Source organism: Flavonifractor sp. An82 (assembly GCF_002159265.1).
Lineage (GTDB): Bacteria > Bacillota > Clostridia > Oscillospirales > Oscillospiraceae > Flavonifractor.
Window position 1 is genome coordinate 68,980 of the sequence record NZ_NFHG01000005.1, and the last position, 12,838, is coordinate 81,817.

Sequence of the window (12,838 nt, forward strand, 5' to 3'; positions counted from 1 at the left end):
CTGGAGTATCAGGTGCTCCCGCTTGCCGGCTTCTCCGGATCGGAGAGGGAGAAGTAGTCCAGCACGAAGGACCGGAAGGTCCGCCCCAGAGCGGTGAGGTGCTTGGTGCGCTTGAAGCAGACCATCATCCTTCGGCTGAATTTGGCGTTGGACAGGCGCACCAGCCGGATGTGCCGGTCGGCCCGGTAGCGTTCGGCGCACCCCTCGGGCACGAAACCCAGGGCCAGTCCGGCGGCGATGAGCTGCCGGTGCTGCTCCCGGTCGTCGGTGAGGCAGCGCACCCGCAGGCTGAGGTTGAGGCCGGTACAGAGGTAATAGGGCTCCTCGATATAGAGCTTGTCCCGGTTGAGGAAAACAAAGGACTCCCCATTCAGCTCCTGGGGCAGCACCGCGGGCCGGTCGGCCAGAGGGTGGGCGGCGTTCACCGCCAGAAAATAGGGCTCGTCCCGGAGAAATACCCCGCGGAATTTGCGGTACCGGTTCTCGTCGGGGTAGAGGAGCATGTCGTAGCGGTTGATGTCGGGCAGCTCCTCCCCCTCAATGCCGCAGCGCAGATCGTAGTTCACCTGGGGGCAGATGCGGGCAAAGGATACCAGGCAGTCGGAGAGCAGGTGGTCCGACTCGAAGAGCCCCACGGTCAGCCGGGCAGCGTCCCCGGCGGAGAGCTCACTCAGATCCAGCAGGGTGTCGTCCAGTGTGCGCAGCATAGTCCGTGCGCTGGAGAGGAAGCGCTCCCCCGCCTCGTTGAGGACCACCCGCTTCCCCCGCCGCTCAAAGAGGGGAGCGCCCAGCTCCTCCTCCAGCTTGGAGATGCTTTTGGAGAGGGATGGCTGGCTCAGGTGGAGGGAGTCGGCCGCCTTGGAGAGATTTTGCAGCTGGGCGGCGGTGACGAAATAGCGGATCTGGGGGATATTCATGGCTGCCTCCTACTTATAACCTGCGGCTATATCAACTGTCCGCCGGAAGGCTTCCATCGGCGGAAAAACAGGGGCGCACGCCCGGCAGGGTTGGAGATTTCGTGGGCTTTTTCGCCAAATATGCCCCCCTTGTTTTTCCAATTATAAGCCTTTTTATATAGAAAAGCAATATAGAAACCGATCAGTCTTCTTTACAGTACCAGGCGTATTGATTAAACTGAAAATAGCCAGTATAACAAAAAGGAGGTGGCACTCGAGTCCCGCGCCGCGGGATTTGAGGCAAGCTATGAGGCAATTAGTCGTCAAGCCGGAGAAGTGCATCGGCTGCCGCACCTGCGAGCTGGTGTGTTCATTCGGGCACTATGAGCAGTTCAACCCCCGCCTGGCCAACATCACCGTGCTGGAATATGAGGCGGCCACCCTGGCCGTGCCGGTGGTCTGCCAGCAGTGCGAGGACGCAAGCTGCATGAAGGTCTGCCCCGTGAAGGCCATCCACCGGGACGAGAACGGGGCCTGTGTCATCAATTACGACAAGTGTATCGGTTGCAAGATGTGCCGCAGCGCCTGCCCCCTGGGCAATATGTCCTTCTCCACCATCGTGAAGAAGGTATTCAAGTGCGACCTGTGCGGCGGAGACCCCAAGTGCGTGAAATACTGCCCCGGCGGGGCCCTAGCCTTTGAGGACCCGGACGCCCGGGACGTGCGGAAGAAGCTGACCGCCGACAAGATCGTGGCGGCCATGGGAACGGAGGGTTGAGCCATGGGAAACGGATATGTTGGGACCATCCTGCGGGTGAACCTGAAAAAGGGCTCCATCGTAAAGGAGCCCCTGAACCGCAAGAACGCCGATGAGTACGTAGGCGCCCGGGGCCTGGGCACCAAGTACTACTGCGATGAGTGCGACCCCAAGTGCGACCCCCTGGGCCCGGACAACAAGCTCATCTTCATGACCGGCCCCCTCACCGGCACCTGCGCCACCTCCTCCGGGCGGTATAACGCCGTGGCCAAATCCCCCCTCACCGGCACCATCGGCGCAGCCAACTCCGGCGGCCACTTCGGCCCCGAGCTCAAGTACGCCGGGTATGACGGCATCATCTTTGAGGATGTAGCCGAAAATCCGGTCTATCTCTACATCAACGACGGCGTGGTGGAACTGCGGGACGCCTCCCACCTGTGGGGCAAGGACGTGTATGACACCACTGACGCCCTCCGGGAGGAGCTGGGCGATGAGTTCCGCATCGCCTGTATCGCCCCCACCGGCGAGAACGGCTGTCTCTTTGCCGGCATCATGAACGACAAGCACCGGGCCGCCGGCCGGGGCGGCATCGGCGCGGTGATGGGCGTCAAGAAGCTGAAGGCCATCGCCGTCCGGGGTACCGGCTCGGTGACCGTGGCCCGCCCCGAATCCTTCTTCCAGGCCTGCATGGATGCCCGGGCCACTTTGAAGGCCCACCCCGTCACCGGCGCGGGCCTGTCCGCCTACGGTACCCAAATCCTGGTGAACATCGTCAACGCCTCCGGCGGCCTGCCCCTCAACAACGGCCGGGACGGATCGGTGTTTGACCTGGCCGACGACATCTCCGGCGAGACCCTGGCCGCCAAGTACCTGCTGCGCAACAAGGGCTGCTTCGGCTGCTCCATCGGCTGCGGACGTGCGGTGGAGATCAAGGACGGCCCCTTCAAGTCCAAGGGCGAGGGCCCCGAGTACGAGGCCGGCTGGTCCTTCGGCGCCGACTGCGGCGTCAGCGACCTGGCCGCTGTGTGCGACGCCAACTTTATGTGCAACCAGTACGGCATCGACCCCATCACCATGGGCGCCACCGTGGCCTGTGCCATGGAGCTCTATGAGATGGGGGCCATCCCCGAGGAGGACATCGGCTTCCCCCTGCGCTTCGGCGACGCGGCCGCCATGGTGAAGGCGGTTGAGATGACCTGCAAGGGGGAGGGCTTCGGCAAGGTGATGGGCCTGGGCTCCTACCGCATGGCGGAGAAGTACGGCCATCCTGAGCTGTCCATGTCGGTGAAGAAGCAGGAGATGCCCGCCTATGACGGCCGGGCCATCCAGGGCATCGGCCTGGAGTATGCCACCTCCAACCGGGGCGGCTGCCACGTCCGGGGCTACATGATCTCCCCCGAGGTGCTGGGCATCCCGGTCAAAACCGACCCCCTGGTCACCGAGGGTAAGGCCAGCCTGCTGAAAACCTTCCAGGACCTCACCGCCCTGGTGGACGCCACCGGTATCTGCCTGTTCACTACCTTCGGCATCGGCCTGCCCGAAGTGGCCGCCCAGTACCGGGAGGCGGTGGGCAGCAATGAGAGCGACGAGGAGATCCTCCTGAAGGGTGAGCGGATCTGGAACCTGGAGAAGCAATTCAACATTGCTGCCGGGGTGGAAAAGGACACCCTGCCCCCGCGTCTGCTGCGGGAGAAGCTCCCCAGCGGCCCGGCCGAGGGCAAGGTCAACGACCTCTACACCATGCTGGCCGAGTACTATGCCGCCCGTGGCTGGGACGCCGAGGGCATCCCCACGGCGGAGAAGCTGGCTGAGCTGCATCTGAAGTAAGCCGATGACGGTGAAATTTTTTGCCTATCTGCGGGAGAAGGACTTTGCCGGGACCAAAGAGCTCACCTGCCCCCCTGCCCCCACGGTGCGGGCGCTGGGGGAGGCGCTGTGTGAGCGCTTCGGGCCGAAATTCCGGGCTGAGTTCTTCTCCCCCACCGGGGCCGAGCTGGGGGAGAAGATCATTGTGATGGTGAACGGTCGTCGGGTGGAATTTCTCTCCGGCCTGGACACGCCCCTCAAGGACAGCGATACGGTGCAGATCTTTCCGGTGGTGGCGGGGGGTTAAGAACCCTCCGCCGCCCCATTACCCTCTGAAAAGGCGGTGAAGCCCATATGGATCTCTCCATGGAGGAAATCCAGACTATTTTGAATCGCTATCCCCCGGAGCAGCGGTACAGTCTGGCCATGCTCCAGGACATGCAGCATCAGTTCAACTACATTCCCCGGGTGGGGATGGAGGCCCTGGCGGAGTACCTGGGCTGTCCCCTGTCCTCCCTGTACGCCATGGCCACCTTCTACAAGGCACTGAGCCTCAAGCCCAAGGGCAAGCATATTATCAAGCTGTGCGACGGCACGGCCTGCCACATCCGGGGCTCCACCACCCTGCTGGACGGGGTGCGGCGGCTGCTGAACATCGACGCCGGGGAGACCTCGGAGGACGGGCTCTTCTCCCTGGAGCTGGTCAACTGCCTGGGTTCCTGCGCCCTGGCCCCGGTGATGGTGGTGGACGGGACCTATTACGGTAAGGTGACGCTGGAGAAGCTCCCCGGCATCCTGGAACAGTACCGGGAGGTGGACCATGGATAAGACGGTATTGGTGTGCTGCGGCACGGGCTGCCTGGCCAACGGCAGCCTCAAGGTGGCTGAGGCCTTCCGCACCCAGCTGGAGGGCACGGCCCATCGGGTGGAGTGCGTGGTGAAGGAGACAGGCTGCCAGGGCTTTTGTGAGAACGGCCCCATGGTGCGCATCCTCCCCGACGACATCACCTATTACAAGGTAAAGCCCGCCGACGCAGCGGAGATCGTGGCCCAGACGGTGGAACAGGGGCAGCCCATCACCCGCCTGCTGGCCAAAAACGACGCCGGCCAGCAGGTGACCCGCCGGGAGGACAATCCCTTCTTTGCCCCCCAGGTGAAGGTGGCCCTGCGCAATGTGGGCACCACCACTCCCTCCAGTGTGGAGGACTATGTGTCCCGCGGCGGTTATGAGGCGCTGAAAAAGGCCCTCACCATGACCCCGGACCAGATCATTACCGAGGTGGAGCGCTCCGGCCTGCGGGGCCGGGGCGGCGCCGGCTTCCCCACCGGGCGGAAGTGGCGTACCGCCGCCGGATACGACAACTTCCCCAAATATGTGGTGTGCAACGGCGACGAGGGCGACCCCGGCGCATTCATGGACGGCTCCATTCTGGAGGGCGACCCCCACTCGGTGCTGGAGGGCATGGCCATCTGCGCCCTGGCCATCGGCGCGGAGGAGGGCTTCCTCTACATCCGGGATGAGTACGCCCTGGCCGTGCAGCACATCCGGGAGGCCATCGCCAACGCCGAGGCGGCAGGTATCCTGGGCGATCACATTATGGGATCGGACAAGAAATTAAAGCTCTCCGTAGTCAGAGGCGGCGGCGCATTCGTGTGCGGCGAATCCACGGCGCTGATGGCGTCGGTGGCCGGCCGGGTGGGTGAGCCCCGGGCCAAGTACATCCGCTCGGTGCAGCGGGGCCTGTGGGACCAGCCCACCGTCCTCAACAACGTGGAGACCCTGGCCAATGTTCCGGTGATCCTGCGGTACGGCGGGGACGAGTTTGCCAAGCTGGGTACCGAGGGCTCCAAGGGCACCAAGGTGTTCTCCATGGTGGGTAAGGTAAAGCGCACCGGCCTGGTGGAGGTGCCTATGGGCGCCACCCTGCGCCACCTGATCTTCGATATCGGCGGCGGTATCCAGGGGGATCGGCCCTTCAAGGCCGTCCAGACCGGCGGTCCCTCCGGCGGATGTATCCCGGCGGAACTGCTGGACCTGCCGGTGGACTTTGACACCCTCAAAAGCCACGGCGCCATGATGGGCTCCGGCGGCATGATCGTCATGGACGACCGCAGCTGCATGGTGGAGGTGGCCCGGTACTATATCAAATTCCTCTCCGAGGAGTCCTGCGGCAAGTGTACCCCCTGTCGGGAGGGGCTAAGGCATATGCTCCAGATCCTCACCGATATCTGCGAGGGACGGGGAGAACTCAGCGACCTGGATATACTGGAGGAGCTGTGCCACACCCTGGCGGACAGCTCCCTGTGCGCCCTGGGCAAGTCGGCCCCCAACCCGGTGCTTACCACCCTGAAATACTTCCGTCAGGAGTACGAGGCCCATATTCTGGAGCACCGCTGCCCCGCCGGTGTATGCACCGCCCTCACCAGCTTCGCCATTGACGCGGAGAAGTGCGTGGGCTGCGGCGCCTGCGGCCGGGCCTGTCCTGCCGGGGCAGTGTCCGGTGAGCAGAAGCGGCCCCATGTCATCGACCCCGCCCGCTGCATCGCCTGCGGCTCCTGCCGGGAGGCCTGCAAGTTCGGGGCCGTGGTCACGAAAGGCAAGGTGGCGGGATGAATATTACCATCGACGGAAAAGTCTGTACCTGCGAGAAGGGGGAGTTCCTCCTCCAGGTGGCCCGGCGCAACGGGTTCTACATCCCCACACTCTGCCACCATGAGGCGCTGCCCGGACAGGGCTGTTGCCGGGTGTGCATCGTGGAGGTGGACGAGGGCCGGGGGAGCAAGATCGTGGTCTCCTGCGTGTACCCGGTAGAGCGGGAGTGTACTGTCTATACCGACAGCGACAAGGTCCGCCGTCAGCGGGGCATGATCCTGTCTCTCCTCCACAAGCGGGCTCCGGACAGCGAACTTATTGCCCAGATGTGCGCCCACTACGGCGCACCGCCGCTGGAGCGGCTCAAGCCGGTGGAGAGCGGCAGGTGCATCTTGTGCGGCCTGTGTACCCGGGCATGCTCCGAGCTGAGTGTGGGGGCGATCTCCACCATCAACCGGGGCGTCACCAAGGAGGTGGCCACCCCCTACCACGATGAGAGCCCGGTGTGTGTGGGCTGCGGATCCTGTGCCAGTGTGTGCCCCACCGGGGCCATCGAACTGACCGAGACCGAAAGCACCCGTACCATCTGGAATAAGACCTTCACTCTGGTGCGCTGCGCCCGATGCGGCGCGGTGCTGGGGACGGCGGAGGAGCTGGCCCTGGCCGCGCAAAAGGCGGGCCAGGAGCCTGAGACCCTTTGTGAGCGCTGCCGCAGGGGAGCGCTGGCCCAGGTGATGGCCGAAACCTATGGAGACTAAAGCCCGAATATCCAAACAACGCGGTCCCCGGAGTATCTGCTCCGGAGACCGCGTTGTTTTCTTATGCAGGATCAACTCCGGCGCCCCAACCGTAAAAGAGCCCTCGACTTGCGCATTTTTGTGAGCGTCTACTTTTATGTTAGCGATTTACCGGATTGCGGACGAGCCAATCGGCTCGTCCGCTCCTTGTCATTATCAAATTGTGTTTCCCATCCATCAGACTGTGGTTTCCACAAACCGCATGAGGATGGCAGCCACCTGGGCACGGCTGGCCACGCCCTGGGGTGCCAGAGTCCCCCCATCCGCACCAGTAATGATACCGGCGTTGACAGCCCAGGCCATCGCTTTGACTGCCCAGCTGCTGATAGAATCACAGTCCGGGTAGTCTCCCAAACCCACCTCTATTATGGGGCTGCCCGCATACCGCCACAGCATGGTGATCAGCTGTTCCCGGGTCAGATTCTGGTCCAGGCTGGTTCCGTCGGAGATGCCGTTCTCCACCGCCCACTGCTGTCCAGCCTCATACCAACTGTCCCCGCCGGAGGTATCTACCCCCTCAAAGCGGGCCAGCACGGTAACGATCATGGCCCGGTTCATCGCCACTTCAGGCGCAAAGGTGGTATCACTGGTACCCGCAAACAGCTCCCGGCTGGCGGCAAAATTCACAGCCTCGGAAGCCCAATGGGCGTCGGGCACATCGGCAAAGTCACGGCTGTTATCCACGATCTTCACCGTATCGCCGTCAGAGAGGGTCACGGTCACACCGCCATCAGTGGTCAGGCTGGTTTTGATGACCTCTTCGGTACCATCGGCCTTGACCAGAACAGCCACAGTACCGGGAGTCACATCCTCCACCGGAATCTCCACCTTGGCAGTGGTGTTCCGGGGCAGGTCCATAGTGACGGTGGGGGCCTCATCCCGATTGGAGGAAGCGGAGACGCTGGGCATGGGCAGGGCCACGGCCTGGCCCTTTTGTACGGCATCCTCAACTACATCGGTGGGAAGCTTAACCTGAGCCTCCACATTGCCGTCCTTGTCCGTCTTGGTGACAGAGGAGGACCCGTCCTCGTTGGTAATGGTGGTCCGGGTGGTACCATCGGTGTTCTCCACCACTTCGGTCTTGTTGCCGGTCTTGTCGGTGGTGGTCGTGGTCACGGTGCCGTCCTTCTTCGTCTCCACGACCTCCTGAGTGCCATCCGGATACTTGGTGGTCTCAGTGACGGTGCCGTTTGGTTTGGTCACCGTGGTGGTGGTGGAGCCGTCCGGATTTTTCTCAACCTCCGTCTTATTGCCGGAGCTGGAAGAGCTGCCCGTGGAACCGCCGCCTGAAGAGCGCTGTGAGATAATCAGGGTCCCGGTGGTATAGGTGCCTACATCGGCCAGCACCAGATTGTCGCTCTCAGCCACCCGGGCCCGGACAGGGTAGCTGCCCACGGCAGTGGGGAACTGGTCGGTCCACTCTCCGTCCACCTGGTACTCCACAGTGACCTTAGCGGTGGAGTCGGCGGGAGAAACCGTACAGGTGACCGCAGACACATTGCCGCTGGTCTGGGACAGATTGGCCAGGCTCATCGTGTGTTCGGCTCTGGCAATCTGGAAGGTCACGTTGGCAGAAATCTCACCCGCTGTGATGGAGGCAGTCGCCTGACCCGCATTGATATTGTCGGAATAGGAGATGGCCAAAGCGCCGCCTTCCCAGCCTTCACTGTATACCACCTTGCCGTTCTCCACCGCCTGTCCGGTGTAGACACCGTCGGCGGCGGAAAGGGTGGCCGTGGCGGTGTGGTCACAATCCTCCCGCTGGCAATCCTCGGTGATGGTACTGCCGCTGGCGGTATAGGTCAAATCATGGCCCAGGGCGGAAACGAAATCATCTTGTTTGGTAGCCTGGCACTTGCTGCAGGTATAGGTGGAATAGCCTTGTTCTGTGCAAGTGGCTGGAGTTTCACCTGTTTTCTCCCAATTATGAACACAAGAGCTATCCCAACTGCGCTCAATGGCAATATTCTCGAGATCAATCATGCAAACAGGCGCCCAGGTCATCGGGTCAGCCTCATCAGGATCATAAGCATTATTTTTGACCTGTTCTTCAGCCTGCGCCACCAGATCAGCATAGCAGCTGAAAATCCAGCCGGATTCTTCTCCCGGAGCATTTACATTATCATTGAAGCAAATTATGCCAGCTCCATCGATCAACGGCTCAGGTACGGCATTCTGGATCTTTTCAAAGGTGACCGGTTCGCCGTCTGCCCAATCAGCTGCGTTTTGCATAAAGCGGTACGGAGGATTCAGAATCAGCTTGCCGTCACCCATTATCATTTTGCCCCCGGGGCCAATAGATGGATTGGCATAACTCTCCGTATTCCCCTGTCTGAACTCCAATTCACCATTCAGATGCAAGGTGGCATTATTGATATTCATCCAGCACTGGCCAGTAACTGTAATGTGGCTGCCGCTGGGGACAGTCAGCGTGTCGTCATAGGCCATAGCCTCATTGGAATTGCCCACCGACAATCCACCCGTCAGTGCAAGATTCCCGGACAGGGTCGCGTTGGAGGCCGTCCCAGAAAACCCGCCCTGAACCTGAACTGCACCACTGACCGTACCGCTGCCCGTCAGAGTGCCATACAGCGACACACGGGGATTCAGTGTACCACCGGCTTGCACTTCCCAGATACTTTCGGCAGGGATATATATTCCGTATACTGTCGGATAGTCGGGATGGTCGTCTGCACAGGTAAAGGTGCCGGTGGGTCCAATAATAACCCTGTCGCATTGACGCAGTACGGTATCCTGGGTGGAGTAGGCCATGTGCATGGTACCGTTGATGGTCAGCTCTTCACATTGGATACCGTAGCAATTCGCTTCAAAATTGACTGTGATGCCGTTAGGGATCTCCCAGGTGTATCCGGATGTCACTTCAATCCCCACATTAGCAGGAATGGTAAGAACCGCATTTTCCGGCCATCCAAACTCTGCGGCGGGGCTCAAGTAGGCATATCCGCCATACTCATTTCCCCGAAGTTCTTCAAGTTTGGCAACCAATTTGCTATAATTGGTTACCTCAAAACCGCCCGCCAGCGCCGTGGTGGGCAGCAGTCCCAGCAGCAGACATACGGTCAGCAGAACGGCCCCAATGCGTTTTCTCATACGTTGTTTCCCCCTCGTCCATAATGTTGCGGAGGAATTTGCCATAAACGTCCCCTGAGCAATATCCTCCATGTTTTATATTCGCAGCAAAAGGGACGTCGGGGACTGACCATCCAAACTTTTTTAAAAACCGCCGGCCGCCCGAATGGGCGGCCGGCGGCATCTGCTCTATTCTGATATACACAGGGGGATGTCAAAGCTCTCGTTGAGCCGGAACAGCGGGTGGGTGAAGGTCAGGTCAAAGGCATACAGCCCCGGCGTATACCGCAGCAGCAGTCCGCTGTGGTGGGTGCCGTTTTCGTCGGTGGTGTAGGAGAGCTGGCAGGCATTGCCCTGAGACCCCTCGCTGGTGATACCGAACTGCACCCCCACATCCAGCAGGGTCATCCACTCCCCCTCCTCCCGGGGAAAGGTCAGCTCCAGCTGGGCCTGGAGGGGCAGGTCATAGGTCGTTACAATGGTACCGTCGGGATAGCCGATGGCCTCTGTAAAGTCCAGATAAGTATAGGGGAACTCCGTCATAGGCTCCAGCCCGGTGATATCGCCCAGCAGGATGCGGCAGTTGCTCACCTGGACCTGTCCCACCGGCAAGGTCTCGCCCGGCTGCCGGGGCAGGGGGACTGCCCCATGAAAGCTCCTGTTGTCGGTCACATAGAGATAGGGCACGTGCAGGGTATACTCCCCCGCCGGGAGATTTCCAAAGAGCCAGTCACTGTAGGTGCCGTCCCGGCTAGGTCGGAAGGTTCCCTCCCAAACGCCGCCGTCTTGGGCAGTCAGGGTGATTGGCAGATCCGCAGCCTGAGCCAGCAGACTGTGGGCAATGGTGGGAGAGACGCTGACATATTCATAGGTGGACTGGGGATACAGGGCCAGGACCACCTGGTCCTTTTCCCGCCGGGGAACGGCAGTCAGGCCGTAATAGCCGCTGACCTGCGTAAACTCCTCCCGCTGGGGCTCGGGCTCCACTGTCATGGGAATGGCAAAGGGATGCTCCCACCGGTAGCAGATGCCGTCTGAGGGGATGGTCATTTCACAGGTATCCAGGCCCTCCATCACCCCCAGAAGAAAGCCCTTCCACAGGGCGTATTCCCGGCCGGTTTCTTCATCCCGCTGCGTGTCCTGCCAGGGCTGGGAGGTAATATTGGGATAAGATGTCCCGCCTTCCAACGTATGGCCGGCGCCATTTGACCGGGCATAGAGGTAAGCCAGTGTCCGCTCAGGATCTTTCCCTGTCCAGCTTCCTTCCACTGCCCACCAGTAATCGAACTCCTGACTTTGGACCAGCTGTAATCCATAGTCCGTCGGATCCTCAACGGGGAACGGGCGGCCCAGTTCCAACACACCGCCGGGCAATTCCAGAGAGCAGGCCTCCGGCTTTGCCAGATCCAGAGAAAAGGCGCAATCCTCCCCTTGGGCAGCATATTGGAACAGGTATGGGACATTCAGGGTATATTGTCCGGGCTGGGCCGGGCCAAAATTCCACTCCAGATAGCCGCTCTCATCCAAGAGAGAATAGGAGTATTCCTCCAGTGTTCCCTCCAGCACAGAGCCGTCCGGGGCAGTGACGGTAACGGGAGATGCCGGACCGCCGTAGTCTGCTACAGCTCCCTGCGTCAGCATGGGATCAATGCGGAATTCTCCGCTGTTCAGGGGGTAGATGGAGACGATCAGCTCCCCATCCTCCAGCCGGGGCACCGCCAGCAGGCCCCCTTCCTCTGTTAAACTGTAAAACCCGGCCTCCTCCAGTTGGGTCTCCTCCGCCCTGGTCAGGGTGATGGGAAAGACCGCTCCGGACATCGTCAGAGAAAGGGCCAGGGTGTCACCTGCATCCGTGGGCAGCTGTCCCCGGAGTACAATACGGTAACGATTGGCACCGGTCTCTGGGATCAAGCTGTGAGAGATCCCGCCGGGGGCCAGCTTGTCCAGCCCATCCAGGGACACCTCCGGCATTTTGCTGATATCCTTCAGGCCGTAGGCTGTAACCAGAACGGTCAGATTTCCGTCCTGCCACCAGGCGTCTTCCAGCTGAAATTCAGCGTCTCCATTCGTCGCCGCAACGGGTTCCTCCAGTACATAGATGGCCCCATCAGGATCGGTGTTTACCCCGTAGCCGGGCACCAGGCCAAAATACCGCAGCACGAAGTAGGCACGGGCGGCCAGCAGGGCGGTGAGTGCCACAATGAGGCCGGCCAGTAAAAACTTCTTCATCTTCCCCAGACTGCGCTGGTGCCGCTTTTTCACCGTCTCATAAGGCAGATTCAGAGAAGCGGCAATCTCCCGAAAGCTCATGCCGTCGTAATACTTCATCCGGATGATGGCCGCATCCTCCTCCGGCAGGCTGTCCAGAGCGGCGGCCAGAGCCGCCCGGTCCTCCGAAGATATCCCCTCCTGGGTTGGGATGTCCTCGGACAGGGGGACGGCCTCCGTCCGGCCGGAAGCACGAAGGCGGTCAATGGCCCGCCGCCGTGCAATGGTAGCCAGGTACAGTTTCAGTGAGCCCTTCTCCGGATCAAAGCGCGCCCTGGCACGGTAAAATTCCGCAAAGGTATCGTTGACACACTCCCTGACATCCTCCGGATTCTCCAGATATCCGGCGGCAACCGGCCACACCAGGCCGGTATAGCATTGCATCAGCGCAGCCAGACCGGTCTCCGGATCCTTGTCCAGGCCCGCCAACAGAGCTCTGTCTGTTTCCATCAAGAAGCCCCCTTATCCTCTATCTCAGCACGTTTTCCCCAACCGCAGAATGAGAAAATCGCGCAATCTCTATACAACAGTAAAAACATCTGCGTTCCATTTGTCAAGGTGAGAATTTCAATCATTTTACAGTTGTATCTTTCCTGCCTATAAAAAGAGATGCGCCGCAGAAACTTTCGTT

At 61.0% G+C, this 12,838-nt stretch carries 9 protein-coding genes; 6 read left to right on the plus strand and 3 right to left on the minus strand.

The window, feature by feature from the left end:
* Window positions 1-8: 8 nt before the first annotated feature.
* Window positions 9-917, minus strand: coding sequence for a LysR family transcriptional regulator (locus tag B5G34_RS07515; protein WP_087335733.1), 909 nt, complete (start codon window positions 915-917; stop codon window positions 9-11).
* 286 nt (window positions 918-1,203) lie between these two features.
* On the opposite strand from B5G34_RS07515, the gene B5G34_RS07520 reads away from it, so the two are divergent.
* Genes B5G34_RS07520 through B5G34_RS07545 form a run of 6 tightly spaced genes read left to right on the plus strand, consistent with a single transcriptional unit; the run spans window position 1,204 to window position 6,810 of the window.
* Window positions 1,204-1,674, plus strand: coding sequence for a 4Fe-4S dicluster domain-containing protein (locus B5G34_RS07520; protein ID WP_087335735.1), 471 nt, complete (start codon window positions 1,204-1,206; stop codon window positions 1,672-1,674).
* A gap of 3 nt (window positions 1,675-1,677) precedes the next feature.
* Window positions 1,678-3,480, plus strand: coding sequence for an aldehyde ferredoxin oxidoreductase family protein (locus B5G34_RS07525; protein WP_087335736.1), 1,803 nt, complete (start codon window positions 1,678-1,680; stop codon window positions 3,478-3,480).
* A gap of 4 nt (window positions 3,481-3,484) precedes the next feature.
* Window positions 3,485-3,766, plus strand: coding sequence for a MoaD/ThiS family protein (locus B5G34_RS07530; protein ID WP_087335738.1), 282 nt, complete (start codon window positions 3,485-3,487; stop codon window positions 3,764-3,766).
* Between the two features lie 47 nt (window positions 3,767-3,813).
* Entirely contained in the window at window positions 3,814-4,287 is a 474-nt protein-coding gene (locus B5G34_RS07535; protein WP_087335740.1) for an NAD(P)H-dependent oxidoreductase subunit E, read from the plus strand.
* Window positions 4,280-6,073 (plus strand): NADH-ubiquinone oxidoreductase-F iron-sulfur binding region domain-containing protein, encoded by a 1,794-nt coding sequence (locus B5G34_RS07540; RefSeq protein ID WP_087335741.1) that lies wholly within the window; start codon window positions 4,280-4,282, stop codon window positions 6,071-6,073. The genes B5G34_RS07535 and B5G34_RS07540 overlap by 8 nt, the downstream gene beginning before the upstream one ends.
* Window positions 6,070-6,810, plus strand: coding sequence for a 4Fe-4S dicluster domain-containing protein (locus B5G34_RS07545; RefSeq protein ID WP_087335743.1), 741 nt, complete (start codon window positions 6,070-6,072; stop codon window positions 6,808-6,810). The genes B5G34_RS07540 and B5G34_RS07545 overlap by 4 nt, the downstream gene beginning before the upstream one ends.
* Window positions 6,811-7,026: 216 nt before the next feature.
* Here B5G34_RS07545 and B5G34_RS18740 read toward each other — a convergent pair whose 3' ends face one another.
* Both B5G34_RS18740 and B5G34_RS07560 read right to left on the minus strand, forming a co-directional pair.
* The gene (locus tag B5G34_RS18740; protein ID WP_162609443.1) at window positions 7,027-9,960 is read right to left on the minus strand and encodes an S-layer homology domain-containing protein; all 2,934 of its coding nucleotides are present in this window, start codon (window positions 9,958-9,960) and stop codon (window positions 7,027-7,029) included.
* Window positions 9,961-10,128: 168 nt separating this feature from the next.
* Window positions 10,129-12,657: a sigma-70 family RNA polymerase sigma factor gene (locus B5G34_RS07560; RefSeq protein WP_087335748.1), complete on the minus strand. Its 2,529-nt coding sequence runs from the start codon at window positions 12,655-12,657 to the stop codon at window positions 10,129-10,131.
* Window positions 12,658-12,838 lie beyond the last annotated feature (181 nt).